Annotated in this window: 8 protein-coding genes and 2 pseudogenes; 3 read left to right on the top strand and 7 right to left on the bottom strand. The window is 73.7% G+C overall.

Annotated elements, in window-relative coordinates; translation table 11 throughout:
* Window positions 1–15: 15 nt before the first annotated feature.
* A pseudogene (locus F3L20_RS05430) lies at window positions 16–3,382 on the bottom strand (ATP-dependent helicase).
* A 257-nt stretch (window positions 3,383–3,639) separates the two neighbouring features.
* Window positions 3,640–4,024, bottom strand: a pseudogene (locus F3L20_RS05425) (MGMT family protein).
* A gap of 188 nt (window positions 4,025–4,212) precedes the next feature.
* On the opposite strand from F3L20_RS05425, the gene F3L20_RS05420 reads away from it, so the two are divergent.
* From F3L20_RS05420 to F3L20_RS05410, 3 genes are all read left to right on the top strand, one after another.
* Window positions 4,213–6,936 carry a lysylphosphatidylglycerol synthase transmembrane domain-containing protein gene (locus F3L20_RS05420; RefSeq protein ID WP_150152678.1) on the top strand — a complete coding sequence of 908 codons (2,724 nt, stop codon included), beginning with the start codon at window positions 4,213–4,215 and terminating at the stop codon, window positions 6,934–6,936.
* Window positions 6,937–7,022: 86 nt separating this feature from the next.
* Window positions 7,023–8,693 carry an alpha/beta hydrolase gene (locus F3L20_RS05415; protein ID WP_150152676.1) on the top strand — a complete coding sequence of 557 codons (1,671 nt, stop codon included), beginning with the start codon at window positions 7,023–7,025 and terminating at the stop codon, window positions 8,691–8,693.
* A gap of 29 nt (window positions 8,694–8,722) precedes the next feature.
* Window positions 8,723–10,225 carry an alpha/beta hydrolase gene (locus F3L20_RS05410; RefSeq protein WP_150152674.1) on the top strand — a complete coding sequence of 501 codons (1,503 nt, stop codon included), beginning with the start codon at window positions 8,723–8,725 and terminating at the stop codon, window positions 10,223–10,225.
* 98 nt (window positions 10,226–10,323) lie between these two features.
* On the opposite strand, the gene moeZ is transcribed toward F3L20_RS05410, so the two are convergent.
* The 5 genes from moeZ to F3L20_RS05385 form a co-directional block, all read right to left on the bottom strand.
* The gene (gene moeZ / locus F3L20_RS05405; RefSeq protein ID WP_150152672.1) at window positions 10,324–11,502 is read right to left on the bottom strand and encodes an adenylyltransferase/sulfurtransferase MoeZ; all 1,179 of its coding nucleotides are present in this window, start codon (window positions 11,500–11,502) and stop codon (window positions 10,324–10,326) included.
* 63 nt (window positions 11,503–11,565) lie between these two features.
* Window positions 11,566–12,327 (bottom strand): spherulation-specific family 4 protein, encoded by a 762-nt coding sequence (locus tag F3L20_RS05400; protein WP_150152670.1) that lies wholly within the window; start codon window positions 12,325–12,327, stop codon window positions 11,566–11,568.
* Window positions 12,315–13,328 carry an NAD-dependent epimerase/dehydratase family protein gene (locus F3L20_RS05395; protein ID WP_145827241.1) on the bottom strand — a complete coding sequence of 338 codons (1,014 nt, stop codon included), beginning with the start codon at window positions 13,326–13,328 and terminating at the stop codon, window positions 12,315–12,317. The genes F3L20_RS05400 and F3L20_RS05395 overlap by 13 nt, the downstream gene beginning before the upstream one ends.
* A gap of 175 nt (window positions 13,329–13,503) precedes the next feature.
* Window positions 13,504–14,658: a hypothetical protein gene (locus tag F3L20_RS05390; RefSeq protein WP_150152668.1), complete on the bottom strand. Its 1,155-nt coding sequence runs from the start codon at window positions 14,656–14,658 to the stop codon at window positions 13,504–13,506.
* Window positions 14,655–16,310 carry a DUF3492 domain-containing protein gene (locus F3L20_RS05385; protein ID WP_150152666.1) on the bottom strand — a complete coding sequence of 552 codons (1,656 nt, stop codon included), beginning with the start codon at window positions 16,308–16,310 and terminating at the stop codon, window positions 14,655–14,657. Before F3L20_RS05385 ends, F3L20_RS05390 begins: the two co-directional genes overlap by 4 nt.
* Between the last annotated feature and the right edge of the window lie 215 nt (window positions 16,311–16,525).

Genomic DNA, 16,525 nt, shown 5'->3' with positions numbered 1-16,525 from the left:
GATGCGTCACGCCTGTCACTCGACGACATGGCGGCCTTCGGGGCGGGCGCTGCACGAGGCGCGGAACGCGCAGTGGGCGCAGTGCTGGCCGGCGGTCGGGGTGAACCGTTCGTCGAGGACCTTGCCCGCGGCGGTGGCCAGCAGGTCGCCGACCCACTCCCCCTCCAGCGGCTCCTGGGCCTGCACCTTGGGCAGGGTCTCGCCGCCGTCCCGCTTGGCGGCACCCTGGCGCAGCTGCACGAGTTCGGCGCCGCCCGGTTCGGGGCGCACCCCGTCGAAGACGTCGTCCACGGCTCCCTCGCGGACGGCGAGCTGGTAGACGGCGAGCTGGGGGTGGCGTTCCACCTCCTTGGAGCTGGGCGCCTGCTTGCCGGTCTTGAAGTCGACGACGTAGGCACGTCCCTCGGCGTCGGCCTCGACGCGGTCCATCTGGCCCCGGATGCGGACCTGCAGGTCGCCGGAGTCCAGCGTGACGTCGAAGTCGTGCTCGCTGGCCACCGGGGTGCGGCCGGTGCGGTCCATGACGTGCCACTTCAGGAAGCGTTCCAGCGCGACGCGCGCGTTCTCCTTCTCCTGGGCCGACTTCCAGGGGGCGTCGAAGGCAAGCGCGTTCCACACGGAGTCCAGGCGTTCCATGAGGACGGCGAGGTCGGCGGGGGTGTGCCCGGAGGCCACCTCGTCGGCCAGGACATGGACGACGTTGCCGAAGCCCTGGGCGGCGGTGGCAGGCGCGTCGGCCTTCACCTCGCGGCCCAGGAACCACTGGAGGGCGCAGGTGTTGGCCAGTTGGTCGAGGGCGCTGCCGGACAGCACGACCGGCTGGTCGCGGTCGCGCAGCGGCACCTTGCTCCGGGTCGGTTCGTGCATGCCCCACCAGCGGTAGGGGTGCGCGGACGGGACCAGGGGGCGGCCGTCCTCGTCGGCGAGCGCGGCGAGCCGGGCCAGCCGCCGGGCGGCGGCCTCGCGCAGGGCGTCGGAGACGCGGGGGTCGACCGTGGTGGCGCGCAGTTCCGCGACGAGCGCGGCGACGGACAGCGGGCGGCGCGGGCGTCCGGTGACGTCCTTCGGTTCGACGCCGAGTTCGGTCAGGAAGCGGGAGGGCTGGTCGCCGTCGTCGGACGGGGCCTTCACGGCCGTCACCACGAGGCGGTCACGCGCGCGCGTGGCGGCGACGTAGAACAGGCGGCGCTCCTCGGCGAGCAGCGCGCCCGGGGTGAGGGGTTCGGCGAGCCCGTCGCGGCCGATGCGGTCGGCCTCCAGCAGGGATCCGCGGCGCCGCAGGTCGGGCCACAGTCCCTCCTGGACGCCCGCCACGACGACGAGGCCCCACTCCAGGCCCTTGGCGCGGTGGGCGGTCATCAGGCGTACGGCGTCGGGGCGGGCGGGGCGCCGGGTGAGGGTGTCGGCGGCGATGTCCTCGGCCTCGATCTCCTCGAGGAAGTTCAGCGTGCCCCGGCCGCCGGTGCGCTCCTCGGCGCGGGCGGCGGTGGCGAACAGCGCGCACACCGCGTCGAGGTCACGGTCGGCGTTGCGGCCGGCGGCGCCGCCGCGGCGGGCGGAGCGTTCCAGCCGGTGCGGCCACGGCGTGCCGTCCCACAGGTCCCACAGGGCCTCCTCGGCGGTGCCGCCGCCGGCCAGGCGCTCACGGGCCCGGCGCAGCAGGGCGCCGAGCCGCTGCGCACCGCGCGCGTAGGCGGGGTCGTGCACGGCGAGGCGCTCGGGCTCCGCCAGCGCGCGGGCGAGCAGCTCGTCCGAGGGTGGCGGCAGGGGGTTGCCCGCAGCCCGTTCCTCCTCGCGCAGGGCACGTCCGAGCCGGCGCAGGTCGGCGGCGTCCATGCCGGCGAGGGGGAGGTGAGCAGGGTGAGCGCGGTCTCGGTGTCGAGCCAGCACGGCTCGAACCGGCATCCTCGCCCGCGTCCTCGAACGCGTCCCCGGCATCCTCGCCAACGCCGTCCTCGAACGCGTCCCCGGCATCCTCGCGGTCGGCCGCCTCGGCCGCGGCCACCGCGCGCAGTGCGGTGAGCAGCGGAGCGACGGCCGGTTCGTGGCGCAGCGGCAGGTCGTCGCCGTCGACGTCCACGGGGACGCCCGCGGACGTGAGGGCGCGGCGGACGGTCGGCAGGGTGCGGGAGCCGGCGCGCACCAGGACCGCCATGTCGTTCCAGGGGACGCCGTCCTCCAGGTGGGCGCGGCGCAGGATGTCGGCGACGTTGTCCAGCTCGGTGCCGGCCGTCGGGTAGGTGTACACCTCGACCCGGCCGCCGTCCCGTACCGGCGTGGGCTCCCGGTGCAGGCGGACCTTCTCGGCGGGCAGCCGGGGCAGCGGCATCCGCCGGGTGACCTTCCGGGTCGCCTCCAGCAGGGCGGCGCCGGAGCGGCGGGAGGTGCGCAGCACCTGGACGGGGGCGGGCCGGCCGTCCGCGCGCGGGAAGGCGTGCGGGAACTCCAGGATGCCGCCGACGTCGGCACCCCGGAACGCGTAGATCGACTGGTCGGGGTCGCCGAAGGCGACGAGGGTGCGGCCGCCGGAGGCCAGGGCGCGCAGCAGCCGCACCTGGGCGGGGTCGGTGTCCTGGTACTCGTCGACGTAGACGGCGTCGTACCGGTCGGCGAGCAGCCCGGCGGTCTCGGGGCGCTGCGCGAGGAGCACCGCGCGGTGGACGAGTTCGGCGTAGTCGAGGACGCCCTGCAGGTCGAGGACGTCGAGGTACTCGGCGAGGAAGGCGGAGGCGGCGCGCCAGTCGGGGCGGCCGATGCGGCGGGCGAAGGCGTCGAGGGCCTCGGGGCCGAGCCCGAGTTCGCGGCTGCGGGCGAGGACCGCGCGGACCTCGTCGGCGAAGCCGCGGGTGGTCAGGCAGGCACGCAGCTCGTCCGGCCAGCGCACGTGCGAAAGGCCGAGCCGCTCCAGGTCGACCTGACCGGCGAGGAGCCCGCGGACGGTGACGTCCTGCTCGGGTCCCGAGAGCAGGCGCAGCGGCTCGACGAACAGCTCGCTGTCCTGGTGGGCGCGGACCAGGGCGTAGCAGAAGGAGTGGAACGTGGTCGCCTGCGGGGCCTGCGCCGCGCCGATGCGCAGGGCCATGCGGTCACGCAGTTCGACGGCCGCCTTGCGGCTGAAGGTGAGCACCAGAATGCGCTCGGGGTCGCCGCCGCGGGCGATCCGGGCGGCCACGGACTCGACCAGCGTGGTGGTCTTCCCCGTGCCGGGACCCGCCAGGACGAGCATCGGGCCGCTGCCGTGCTCAACCACGGAGCGCTGGGCGGCGTCCAGTCGGGGGGGATTCACGCGGGCCGGCGGGGTACGCACCAGTCGGTAGGCGCCACCGCTCCCCCGCCGCACCTGGGGGTGCGACAGGCCGCTGGTGGAGGAAGAGGAGCTCACGTGGTTCGCCGGTCCTGGTGGGTGTGCTGTTCGGCTGTCCGCCGCGTGTGGGGGACGGTGGACGAGGGGTGAGGGGGACACGCGCAGCCGACGCTACGCCGGGGGAAAGAGCGGAAGCAGGGTTTCCGCTTCTTCCCTCGCGTCACTCCGGGCACCCGTGTCCCTCGACTCACGAACGTACGTCATGCCGCGGATGTGCCTCATGTCCCCCTGAAGCATCACAGGTCACACGGCGGCGGCCGGGATGCCGGAAGCTGTCAGGTGTGACCCCCGGTGTCCACGCCGCCGTCCCACCGCGCGCGTCTCATGTCGAGGCGTGGCACATGGCCCTCCGCGGCCCGGCCCGCCTCCCGCAGCGGTGTGCCCTCCGCGCGGTAGTGGCCGAGAGCCGCAGTTCGTGGCCGGGCAGCAGGACGCCGTCCGCGCGGACCACGCGCCACCAGGGCACCGCGCCCCGTACAGCGCCATCACGCGGCCCACCTGCCGGGGCCCGCCCTCTCCCAGCCACTCGGCCACGTCGCCGTACGTCATCACGCGGCCCGGCGGGATCAGCTCGGCCACCTCCAGGACCCGCTCGGCATAGGCGGGCACGGCGTCCGGAGGCTGGTGGCCGTCGTCGGGCGGAAGGCTCTCCTCGCTCATCCGGACCATCCTGCCCCACCCCACCGACAACGCGACGCGTTCGCGCGCGTGGCCGGACGACTCGCCCCGGAGCAGCGCTTCGGGCAGACTGTGCCGCCCCGCTTGTGGACCCTGATGCCCCCTTGTGGCGGTACGGCATGCCACCATCGTGCGGGCGGTGACCGGTGATACGAGATCGAGAAGAGACGATGAAGCAGCAGGGTGCGCACCCCGAGGACACGGAGGGCACCCCTGACGCCTCGTCGCGCCCGGACTCGGACACCGCACGGCCCGACGCGGACGCCGCACGCCCGGACACCGCGCAGCGGGACGTCGCGCACATCGACGAGGTGGAGGGCGACGAACCGCTGCTCCCCGCGCGCGTGCACCGGCCGTCCGACCTCATGCGGCTCGTGGGCGGCGTGCTCGCCGTCGTGGTGCTGCTGGCGATCGCCGCGTTCGCCCACGGCACCACCTCGGGCCTGGAACAGGACATCAACAAGGGCACCGGACAGGCGCCCGATCTGCTCATCAAGATCGCCGGCCTGGCCTCCAGCATCGCCATTCTGCTGGTCCCGGTCGCCTTCGCCATCGAACGGCTGATCAAGCGGGACGGCCTGCGAATCGCCGACGGCGTCCTCGCCGCCGTCCTCGCGCACGGGGTGACGCTCGCCACCGACCTGTGGGTCGCGCGGGCCGCCCCCGGCTCGATCCAGGACGCGCTCACCCAGCCCTCCCCCGGCGACATCCACGCCCTCACCGACCCGGTGCACGGCTACCTCGCCCCCGTCATCGCGTACATGACCGCCGTCGGCATGTCCCGCAGACCTCGCTGGCGCGCGGTGCTGTGGGTGGTGCTGCTGCTCGACGCCTTCTCGATGCTCGTCACCGGGTACACCACCCCGTTCTCGATCACCCTCACGGTGCTGATCGGCTGGACCGTCGCCTACGGCACGCTCTACGCCGTCGGCTCGCCCAACGTGCGGCCCACCGGCCGCACCCTGATGGCGGGGCTGCGCACGGTCGGCTTCCGCCCCGTGACCGCCTCCCGGGAGGAGGCGCCGGACGCCGCCGAGAGCGGCGACCGGGGCCGCCGCTACTTCGTCACCCTGGAGGACGGCCCGCCGCTGGACGTCACCGTCGTGGACCGCGAACAGCAGGCGCAGGGATTCTTCTACCGCGCGTGGCGCAACCTCGCCCTGCGCGGCTTCGCCACTCGCAGGAGCCTGCAGTCGCTGCGCCAGGCGCTGGAGCAGGAGGCGCTGCTGGCCTACGCCGCCATCGCGGCCGGCGCCAACGCGCCCAAGCTGATCGCGACGTCGGAGCTCGGCCCCGACGCGGTGATGCTCGTCTACGAGCACACCGGCGGGCGCACCCTCGACTCGCTGGCGGACGAGGAAATCACCGACGACCTGCTGCACGGCACCTGGCACCAGGTGAAGGCGCTGCAGTCCCGCCGTATCGCGCACCGCAGGCTGGTCGGCGACGCCATCCTGGTGGACGGTTCCGGCACGGTGATCCTCACCGACCTGCGCGGCGGGGAGATCGCGGCCGGTGATCTGCTGCTGCGGATGGACGTCTCCCAGCTGCTGGTGACACTGGGCCTGCGGGTGGGCGCCCAACGCGCGGTGGCCTCCGCGCTGAGCGTCCTCGGTCCCGACGCCGTGGCGGACTGTCTGCCGATGCTCCAGCCGATCGCGCTGAGCCGCTCCACGCGCGCGACGCTGCGGAAACTGGCCCGGGAGCGCGCGGAGCGGGAACGGGAGGCCGTGCTGGAGGCTTCGCGGCATTCCCGTCCGGCCCGCGCCGACGACTCCGACGACGGCGGCACCGTCACGCTCGACAAGGCCGGCAAGAAGGCCGTCCGCGCGGAACAGCGGGCCGAGAAGCGCGCCATCGACGAGGCCCTGGACGAGGCGCGCGAGGAGGACCTGCTCAGCCAGATCCGGCACGAGGTGCTCCGGATCCGGCCCCAGGCCCCGGTCGAGCCGGCCCGTCTGGAACGGGTCCGTCCGCGCACGCTGATCAGCCTGATCGCGGGCGCGATCGGCGCCTACTTCCTGCTGACGCAACTCACGCACATCGAGTTCGGCCCGCTGATCGCCAACGCGGAGTGGGGCTGGGTCGCGGCGGCGGTGCTGTTCTCGGCGGCCAGCTACGTGGCGGCCGCGATGGCCCTGCTCGGGTTCGTGCCGGAGCGGGTGCCGTTCCCGCGCACGGTGGCGGCCCAGGTCGCCGGGTCCTTCGTGAAGATCGTCGCTCCGGCGGCGGTCGGCGGCGTCGCCCTGAACACGCGCTTCCTCCAGCGGGCGGGGGTGCGTCCGGGGCTCGCGGTGGCGAGCGTCGGCGCGTCGCAGTTGTTCGGTCTCGGCTGCCACATCCTGATGCTGCTGGCGTTCGGCTACCTGACCGGCACCGAGAAGACCCCTTCGCTGTCGCCGTCGCGCACCGTCATCGGCGGGCTGTTGACGGTGGCGGTGCTGGTCCTCGTGGTGACCTCGGTGCCGTTCCTGCGGAAGTTCGTCGTCACGCGCGTGCGCTCGCTCTTCGCGGGCGTCGTGCCGCGCATGCTGGACGTGCTGCAGCGGCCCCAGAAGCTGATCACCGGCATCGGCGGCATGCTGCTGCTGACGGCCTGCTTCGTGATGTGCCTGGACGCCTCGATCCGGGCGTTCGGCGACGACTCGACCTCGGTGTCCATCGCCAGCGTCGCCGTCGTGTTCCTCGCGGGCAACGCCCTCGGGTCGGCGGCACCGACGCCGGGCGGTGTGGGCGCCGTCGAGGCCACCCTGACCGTCGGTCTGATCGCGGTCGGGCTTCCCAAGGAGGTCGCCGCGCCCGCGGTGCTGCTGTTCCGGCTGCTCACGCTGTGGCTGCCCGTGCTGCCGGGATGGCTCGCCTTCAACCACCTCACGCGCAAGGCGGCCCTGTGACCGGCTGAGACGCCGGCCGCGGGCCGTCCTCCCTCGGACGGCCCGTGCCCCGCGCGTCCGGCCGGGGCCGACCGCAGGATGGGGTCATGCCCCACCCCTTCCGGCTGCGAGCCGCCGCCCTGACCGCCTGCGCCGTCCTGCTGCCCGCGCTGCTGGCCGGGTGCGCCGGGGAGGACGACGAACCGGCCGAGGACCTGACGCGGCAGAAGCTCGACTGGAAGGCCTGCCCCGCTCCCGACGAGGCCCAGGGCGGAGGCTCCTCCCCCTCCCCGCTGCCCGGCGCCCGGGGCGCGTGGGAGTGCGCGACGATGAAGGCACCGCTGGACTGGGCCGACCCCGACGGCGACACCATCGAGCTCGCCCTGATCCGGGCCCGCTCCAGCGGACCGGCGGGCGAGCGCATCGGCTCCCTGATCTTCAACTTCGGCGGGCCGGGCGGCTCCGGGGTGACCACGCTGCCCGCGTTCGGCCAGGACTACGCCACCCTGCGCACCCGGTACGACCTGGTCAGCTTCGACCCCCGCGGGGTCGGCCGCAGCGCGCCCGTGACCTGTCAGGACGACCAGCAGCTCGACGAGCACTTCCAGCAGGACGGCACCCCCGACGACAGCGCCGAGCGCACGGAACTGCTCGACAGCACCGAGGAGTTCAACGCGGCCTGCGAGGACAACTCCGGGCGGATCCTGCCGCACGTGCGCACCACGGACGCGGCCCGGGACCTCGACCTGATGCGCCAGGTGCTCGGCGACGACCGGCTGTACTACTTCGGCATCTCCTACGGCACGGAACTCGGCGGCGTCTACGCCCACCTCTTCCCCGACAAGGTGGGGCGCGCGGTCTTCGACGCGGTCGTCGACGCGGCGCAGAACTCCGAGCAGGCCTCGCTGGGCCAGGCGCGGGGCTTCCAGCTCGCGCTCGACAACTACGCGGAGGACTGCGTCTCCGGCACCGAGGAGTGTCCCGTCGGCGACAGCGTCCAGGACGTCCAGGACCGCATCGCGAAACTGCTGAAGGACCTGGACAGCCGGCCCGTCCCCGGGATCTTCCCGCGTCAGCTGACCGAGACGATGGCGACGAGCGGGATCGCGCAGGCCCTGTACTCCCAGGACTTCTGGCCGTTCCTCACCGACGGTTTGGAGCAGGCCTACGACGGTGACGGCACGATCCTGATGGTGCTCGCCGACTCGATGAACGGGCGCAGCGAGAACGGCGAGTACAGCAACCTCGTCCCCGCCAACACCGCCATCAGCTGCGCCGACGCCAAGCCCCGCTACACCCCGGCGGACGTGGAGCGGCTGCTGCCCGAGTTCCGGAAGGCGTCCCCGCTCTTCGGGGACTTCATGGCCTGGGGAATGATCACTTGCACCGACTGGGCGGTGCGGGGCGCCGCCGACCACCCGGACGTCAGCGCTCCCGGCGCGGCCCCGATCCTGGTGATCGGCAACACCGGCGACCCGGCCACGCCGTACGAGGGGGCGCGCAGCATGGCGCGGGCGCTCGGTGAGGGGGTCGGCGTGGAGCTCACGTACAAGGGGCAGGGGCACGGCGCCTACAACAGCGAGGACACCTGCGTGCGGAACGCGGTGCACGGCTATCTGCTGGACGGCACGGTGCCCCCGGCTGGGACCGTCTGCCCTGATCGTGCGGGAACGCCGAGCCGGCCCACGCGAAAGCGCAGCTCAGAGCGTTTTCCACAGGCCTCGCCGGTGGACGCCGGGACTGCCTACCATGGCCGGGACGCCGTTCGCCGCACGTAGCGGACGGCCTGCGAGGGGGGAAGTGGCACATGACCCGGTTCACCCGGTGGGCGGCCCTGACGGCCGCCGCCGCGCTGCTGACGGCGGGATGCAGCGGCGCGGGACCGTCGGACGACGGCGCGAAGAAGGACGACGGCAACGGCGGGAAGGCCGCGCTCGACTGGGGACGCTGCAAGGCCACCTCGGACGCCCCGGCACCGGGCGACGAGTGGCAGTGCGCCACGCTCCAGGTGCCGCTGGACTGGTCGAAGCCGAACGGCGAGACGATCGGTCTGGCCCTCATCCGGACGAAGGCCACGGGCGGCGACCGCGTCGGCTCCCTGCTGTTCAACTTCGGCGGCCCGGGCGGCTCCGGTGTCTCCACCCTGCCCGCCTACGCCGCCCTGACCGACGACCTGCGCGATCGGTACGACCTGGTGAGCTGGGACCCGCGCGGAGTGGCCGCGAGCGGGGGCGTCCGCTGCCGTGACGACAAGGCCATCCAGGCCGCCGAGTCCTCCGTGGACGGCACCCCCGACACCCCGGCCGAGGAGCGGGGGTTCCTCGCGGACGCCGCCGACTTCGGCGAGGGCTGCCAGGAGGCGGCCGAGAAGCTCATGGCGCATGTCTCCACCACCGACACCGCCCGGGACATGGACCGCATCCGGCAGGCCCTGGGCGACGACCGGATGCACTACTTCGGCATCTCCTACGGCACCGAGCTCGGCGGTGTCTACGCCCATCTGTTCCCGGAGAAGGTCGGCCGGATGACGCTCGACGCGGTGGTCGACCCGACCGCCGACACGATCGGTCACGCCAAGAACCAGACCCGGGGCTTCCAGACGGCCCTGGACAACTACCTGAAGTCCACCGGGAAGGACCCGGAGCAGGGCTCGCGCGAGATCGCGGACCTGCTGGACCGCATCGACGCCGAGCCGCTGTCGACGTCCTCCTCGGGGCGTGAGCTGACGCAGTCGCTGGCGCTGACCGGCATCGTCCTGCCGCTCTACAGCAAGTCCAGCTGGCCGGCGCTGACCAGCGCGCTGGAGGCCGCGCAGGACGGGGACGGCACGGCGCTGCTGGCCCTCGCGGACGGCTACAACGAGCGCGACGCCTCTGGGCGCTACGGCACCACGACCCACTCCCAGCGGGTCATATCGTGCCTGGACGACAAGCAGCGGCCGACTCTGGAGGAGACGAGGAAGCTGCTGCCGGAGTTCGAGGAGATCTCCCCCGTCTTCGGGTCCTTCCTCGGCTGGGACACGGCGGGCTGGTGCCACGACTGGCCGGTGCCGGGCCAGTTCGACACGCCGGAGGTGAGCGCCCCGGACGCGGCGCCGATCCTGGTCGTGGGCAACACGGGCGACCCGGCCACGCCATACGAGGGAGCGCGGCGGATGGCGGACGAGCTGGGCGAGGACGTCGGTGTGGTGCTCACCTGGAAGGGCGAGGGCCACGGCGCCTACGGCAGTGGCAGCGACTGCGTCGACTCGGCGGTGAACGCCTACCTGCTGGACGGCACGGTCCCGGAGGACGGCAAGGTCTGCTCCTGACGGCGTCGGGGGCTCCGGACACCCGGGAAGGTGCCCGAAGCCCCCGACGAGGACCCGGTGGCCGGCGCGGTCACGCGGACCGCCCCGGCCGGTGCGGTCTAGTAGACCGGCTTCTCCGGCTCGATCTGGTTGACCCAGCCGATGACGCCGCCGCCGACGTGGACGGCGTCGGAGAAGCCCGCGGACTTCAGGACCGCGAGGACTTCCGCACTGCGGACACCCGTCTTGCAGTTCAAGACGATCTTCTTGTCCTGCGGCAGGCCCTCCAGGGCGTTGCCCATGAGGAACTCGTTCTTGGGGATCAGCCGGGCGCCCGGGATGGAGACGATCTCGAACTCGTTCGGCTCGCGGACGTCGATGAGCTCGAGGTTCTCGCCGTCGTCGATCCACTCCTTGAGCTGCTTGGGAGTGATCGTGGAGTCGGCGGCCGCCGCCTGGGCCTCCTCGGACACGACGCCGCAGAAGGCCTCGTAGTCGATGAGCTCGGTGACGGTCGGGTTCTCGCCGCAGATCGCGCAGTCGGGGTCCTTGCGGACCTTGACCTGGCGGTACTGCATCTCCAGGGCGTCGTAGATCATCAGGCGGCCGACGAGGGGCTCACCGATGCCGGCGAGCAGCTTGATGGCCTCGTTGGCCTGGATGGAGCCGATGGACGCGCAGAGCACGCCCAGGACGCCGCCCTCGGCGCAGGAGGGGACCATGCCGGGGGGCGGGGGCTCCGGGTAGAGGCAGCGGTAGCAGGGACCGTGCTCGGACCAGAAGACGGAGGCCTGGCCGTCGAAGCGGTAGATGGAACCCCACACGTACGGCTTGTTCAGCAGCACGCAGGCGTCGTTGACCAGGTAGCGGGTCGCGAAATTGTCCGTGCCGTCGACGATCAGGTCGTACTGGCTGAACAGGTCCATCACGTTGTCGGCCTCGAGCCGCTCCTCGTGCAGAACCACGTTCACGTAGGGGTTGATCCCCTTGATCGTGTCACGCGCGGACTCGGCCTTGGGGCGGCCGATGTCCGACTGGCTGTGGATGATCTGGCGCTGCAGGTTCGACTCGTCGACCTCGTCGAACTCCACGATGCCGAGCGTGCCGACGCCCGCCGCGGCCATGTACATGAGACCCGGCGAACCCAGGCCGCCGGCGCCCACAAAGAGCACCTTGGCGTTCTTCAGCCGCTTCTGCCCGTCCATGCCCACATCGGGGATGATCAGGTGGCGGGAGTACCTGCGGACCTCGTCTACGGTGAGCTCGGGGGCCGGCTCGACCAGGGGTGGCAGCGACACGGGGACTCCGTTGGTCGGTCAATCACTACGGTTGTTCTCGCGACAACACTGCCACGCCCTTTTTCATTCCGAGACACCCGTTCCGACACGCGAGACGATGTCGTCCCAGTAGCCGGGCAGCGGCCCCCAGGGATCGGCCGGGCCGGCGTGGCCGGAGACGCGGTCGGAGTGGTCGGTGAAGTAGATGGTGGCGGCGCCCTGCCAGCGGGCGACGCGCAGGGCCTCCTCCAGGTGCGGCCGGGGCACGCCGTGCACGAAGTGGCAGAACCGCTCGGGCGGATGGTCCGCGGTCCACTCCGCGACCTGCGACCAGCGGTAGTCGCTCCAGGGGCCGGAGTAGGTGACCAGCTGGTCGGCGTGCTCGGCGTAGCCGGGGTGCGGATGCGTGCCGTGGCCGAGGACGACGTGGGCGCCCTCGCGGATGACCCGGAGGGTGGCGACGGTGCGCCGTACCTCGGGGAGCGCCGCGCGGTCGGCGGGGCAGCGGTCGAGGAGGAAGCCGTCGACCTGGTACCAGTCGAGGAAGCGGTGGGCGTCCGAGATGATCTCCCCGAAGCTCCGCAGCCCGTAGGCGGCGTCGACGTGCCCGAGGACGCGCACGCCGGCGTTGCGCAGGCGGCCCGCCGCCTGCAGGCAGTGCGGGTCCGGCTGGACCCCGGGGCCGTCGGCCACGTCGAGCACCACCCAGTGCAGGGGGGTTCCGGCGCGGTGGAGCCGGTTCCACTCGTCGGCGGCGAGGAGGGGGTGCGCGACCCCCGGGACACCGAGGCCGGTGCGGACGTCGGTGGTCGCGGTGCCCGGTCTGGAGCTGGTCAGATACGGCATGCCGCCTCCATCCAGATGTCCGCCAGCGACTCCTCGAGGTTGATCCGGGGCCGCCAGCCGAGCCGGTCGCGCGCGGTGCGCACGTCGGCCTGCTGCCAGGTTCCGCAGCCGTCGGGGTACGGGAACGCGGCGGGTGAGGTGGCCGTGTGGTGCTCGGATTCGCCGCGAGGGTGCCCGATGGTCGCCCGCAGATGGGAGGCGTGGGCGGTGTGCGTGGCGTGGACGGCCCCGACGTGGGGGCCGGGGAGCCCGTCGAGCTCGTTGAGGGCGCCGCCGTAGCCGGCCACCCGGGCGAGGATCCCGGCGGCGTCCCGGAGGCGGACGGCGCGCCCGGAGCCGATGTTGATGACGCCCTGCGCGGCGGAGAGCGAGGCGGCGTGCACGGCGCGCGCCACGTCGCGGACGTCCACGAAGTCGCGCTGGGCACCGAGACCGCCGAGCTTGAGCTCCCCGTCGCCGGACTGCATGGCGCGGCGCATGGCCTCGGCGAGGCGGCCGAGGGGCGACCCGGCGGGGGTGCCGGGGCCGACGGGCGAGAACACCCGCAGCACCACGGCGTCCAGGCCGGAGCCGAGGACCAGTTCGGTGGCGGCGAGCTTGCTGACGCCGTACGGGCCGCCGGGGCGGGGGACGGCGTCCTCGGCCGTGGAGGAGCCCGGCTGGCTGGGCCCGTACTCGGAGCCGCAGCCGATCTGCACGAGCCGCGCCCCGCAGCCGCTGCGGCGCAGTGCCTCGCAGATGGTGGCGACGGCGACGGTGTTGTGGCGGGTGAGTTCGCGGGCGCCGCCGCGTGTGGCACCGGCGCAGTTGACGACCACACCGGGGTGGACGGCGTCGAGGAAGCGGGTGAGGGCGCCGGGGCTTCCGGTGGCGAGGTCGAAGCGGACGTCGGCGTCGTCACCGCGGCCGAGGGCGGTGAGCTGGACGGCGGGGTCGGCCAGCAGGCGGTCGGCGACGAAACGGCCGATGTAGCCGTTGGCTCCGATCAGCAGGACCCTCATCGGTCGGCTCCTTCGCGGCAGGCGGTGGCGGGTCGGCAGGTCATGCGGGGATCTCCTTCGGGTGGGGTCGGGCGCGCCTGCGGTGCGGCTGCCGGTGGGGCGGGGTGTACGGGACGGGCGGCCGGCCGGTGCTCCGGGGTCGCGTCGGGCCGCGCCGCCCCGCCACTGCGGGGGGTCATCGCGGCTGCTCCGCGTGCAGGTGCGCCGAGGCGCGGGTGAGGGTGCGGGAGGCGTGGACCAGCAGGACCAGGGCGCCCGCACCGCAGGCGAGGACGGGGACGGCGGCGGGACCCCTGGCGGTCACCAGGGTCTCCACCGGTGCGCCCAGCAGGGCGCAGCCGGGAAGGCGGGCAGCGAAGACCGTGGCGACGGCCAGCACCTGGGCGACGGCGGTGAGCATGAGGATCACGCGCGGCGCGTGGGTGAAGCCGTGCACGGTGAGCAGGCGGGCGACGAGGAGGAGGGCGCCCAGGGTGAGGATCGTCGCGGACACGGGGGCCGTGCCGAGGAACGGCGAGCACAGGGCGACGATCGCGGCCAGGGCACCGATGAACAGGGCGACCGTGCCCAGCAGGACCGGGCGGACGGAGGCGGCGAAGTCCTCCAGAGCGCGGCTCGTGGCGAGCTTGCGGCGGGCGACGGTGAGGAAGAGGTGGGTGGTCCAGGTCGCGGGGAGGCAGGCCAGGGTGAGGGCCAGTACCGGCGCGAGGGCCAGCGGCCAGTGGCCCTCGGTGGTGCCGTCGGGGAGACCGTCGGGGCCGCCGGTGACGGCGGTGCGCAGCAGGCCGTCGCCCAGCACGGCGTACCCGACGAGCCAGCAGGTCCAGGAGCCGGTGGCCGCCCGGGGGACGATGTCCGCGGGGACGCTCAGCGGTCCCCGGCGCACCGCCGCGCGCAGGGCGAGGGTGACGGCGAGGACGCCGGCGGCCGCCGCGTAGAGACGGGTCTGGCCGTGGGTCCGGGACAGGCCGATCAGCGACGCCGCGCACAGGAGGCCGGGAAGCACGGGCAGGAGGAGGAGCGGGACTGTCCCCCGGGCGCTCCCCTCGCGGGACGGCGCGTCGGTCCCGGACGCTCCGTCAGACCCGGACGTCCCGGTCTCCGAGTCGCGCGGGACGCGGGCGTAGAGCTCCTCCGCCAGCGAGAAGACGTCGCGGTGGCGGAAGCGTGCGGCGGTCCGGTCGGTGATGCCGTGGGCCTCCAGGCCGGCCGCGATCTCCAGCGGGTCGACCGCGCGTTCGCACAGTTCGCGGTGGCGGTGCAGCAGCACCTTGACCGGGTCGGCCGCTCCGGGCGGGGTCCCGCGGTCGAGTGCGCTCAGGTCGGTCATCTGACGGTCTCCGTGGCGGGCACCGGCGTCTCCACGGCCCAGGTGGGGACGGCGCGGGGGGTGGGTTCGGTCCAGTGGCCGGTGACATGGGCCTCGGCGGGGGCGGCGAAGGGCTGGGGGTCGCCGGTGCCGTCGAGGACGGGCCGGCGTACCGGTGTCCGCGCGACGATCTCCAGGTAGAGGCCGTGGAACGCGGTGACGTTCTGCTCGACGGTGAACAGTTCGAGCGCCCGGGCGCGTGCGGCGGCGCCGAGCCGCGCGCGGCGCTCGGGGTCGCGCAGCAGCGAGACGCACGCCTCGGCGAGCGCCCGCGGATTGCGCGGCGGCACGACGAGACCGGTGCCGCCGATCACCTCGACGACCGCGCCGACGTCCGTGGAGACCGTCGCACGTCCGCAGAACATCGACTCGATCAGCCCCACCGGGAACCCCTCGACGACGCTGGAGAGCACGGTGACGGCGCCGCCCGCGCGAACGGCGGCGGCGGTCTCGGCGCCGGGGCCGCCGAGTTCCTCGAAGGACACCGGGTTCTGCCCGACGGCGTGCGGGCCGTCGGCCTCGTCCGGGAAGAGCTGCGCGGCCAGTGCCGTGCAGTGACCGAGGTAGGCGGCGCCCTCCGGACCCGAAGGGCGGCCGACTATCCGCAGCCGGCTCCTGGGCTCGGCCGTGCGGATCTCCGCGAAGGCGTGCAGCAGCGAGACCAGGTCCTTGGCGGGTTCCACCCGGCCGGTCCAGACGAGGGTGTGCGGGTCCGCCGTCCCTGGGTTCTCCCCCGCGTGCGCGAAGGGCGCGGGGTCCATGCCCGGGTGGACCGTGCGCAGTTTCGCGCGGTCGGCGCCGCAGCGCTCCTGCCAGCGCCGGGCGTGCGCGTTGCCGGGGGTGATCATCGCGGCCGTGCGATAGGTCTCGGCGGTCAGCCGGCCGTGGAAGGCGGCGAGCAGCGACCGGACCGCGGGCGAGGCGTCCGGGCGGGTGAGGTAGTGGGTGCGCAGGCGGACGCCGTACTCGGTGACCAGGAGGGGCACGCCGAAGAAGTGGTGGGCGAGCAGGCCCGGGAGTGCGGCGGTGCCGCCGGACGCGGCGTGGCAGAGGTCCACCGCGCCAAGGCCGTCCTCCTCGTACCAGTCGAGGGAGAGGGGGCGCAGGGCGCGCTCCAGGTGGGCGGCGACCGTCAGCAGATCCGGGACGCGGGCCTCGCGCGCGGTGCGCCGCGCGCCAGGCGCACGACAGGCGCGTTCCAGAGTGCGTACGGCCTGCTCGGAGCGGAGTGCGGCGACCAGTCCGCCCTCGTCGCGGGCCAGTTCGGCGAGTCCGTGGAGCGCGTTGGCGAAACGGTCCGCCTCGGCGGTGCCGGACTCTTTCGCGGTGCACAGGGCGGCGGCCAGTTCGCCGTAGTGCTCGGCGAAACGCCGGCGGGCGCGGCGGCCGTGGACCACCCCGTCGTCCTCGGCGGTCCACAGCGGCGCCGTGCGCACCCTGGTGACCTGCGGCGGCAGCTCCACCCAGCCCGCGTCCTCCTGGGCCTGACCGGTGCTGAACGCGTAGACGTCGAACTCGTGTCGGCCGAGCCCGCGCACCAGGCGTTCGCACCACACCCCGCCCTCACCGCCCACATACGGATAACCACCCTCCGTAAGCAGTCCGATGCGCACGTGTGCACCCCCGATCTCCCGTGTGGGGAGCCGCCGTTGGTTTGGCGGCTCGCAGCGGGACGAACGTATGCGGACGGGACGGTGGCGTGATGGACGGTTGTCCATCACGCCACCAAAAGGGGTGAACAGGCGTAACTTTCCCGCGCGGAGCGCGTTCGCCGTGCTGAGACCGGCTCACACCGGGCTCGCCCCGGTCTCACAACCGGCGCGCGGCC

The sequence above is a fragment of the Streptomyces tendae genome (assembly GCF_008632955.1).
Classification (GTDB): Bacteria; Actinomycetota; Actinomycetes; order Streptomycetales; family Streptomycetaceae; genus Streptomyces.
The sequence above is the reverse complement of the archived record's forward strand: the minus strand, read 5'-3'. Positions and strand labels throughout refer to the sequence as shown.

Excerpts from the sequence above, each read along its gene's own strand:
- F3L20_RS05395 (WP_145827241.1), bottom strand. The coding sequence starts at position 13,328 with ATGAGGGTCCTGCTGATCGGAGCCAACGGCTACATCGGCCGTTTCGTC.
- F3L20_RS05400 (WP_150152670.1), bottom strand. The coding sequence starts at position 12,327 with ATGCCGTATCTGACCAGCTCCAGACCGGGCACCGCGACCACCGACGTC.
- F3L20_RS05410 (WP_150152674.1), top strand. The coding sequence starts at position 8,723 with ATGACCCGGTTCACCCGGTGGGCGGCCCTGACGGCCGCCGCCGCGCTG.
- F3L20_RS05390 (WP_150152668.1), bottom strand. The coding sequence starts at position 14,658 with ATGACCGACCTGAGCGCACTCGACCGCGGGACCCCGCCCGGAGCGGCC.
- F3L20_RS05420 (WP_150152678.1), top strand. The coding sequence starts at position 4,213 with ATGAAGCAGCAGGGTGCGCACCCCGAGGACACGGAGGGCACCCCTGAC.
- F3L20_RS05415 (WP_150152676.1), top strand. The coding sequence starts at position 7,023 with ATGCCCCACCCCTTCCGGCTGCGAGCCGCCGCCCTGACCGCCTGCGCC.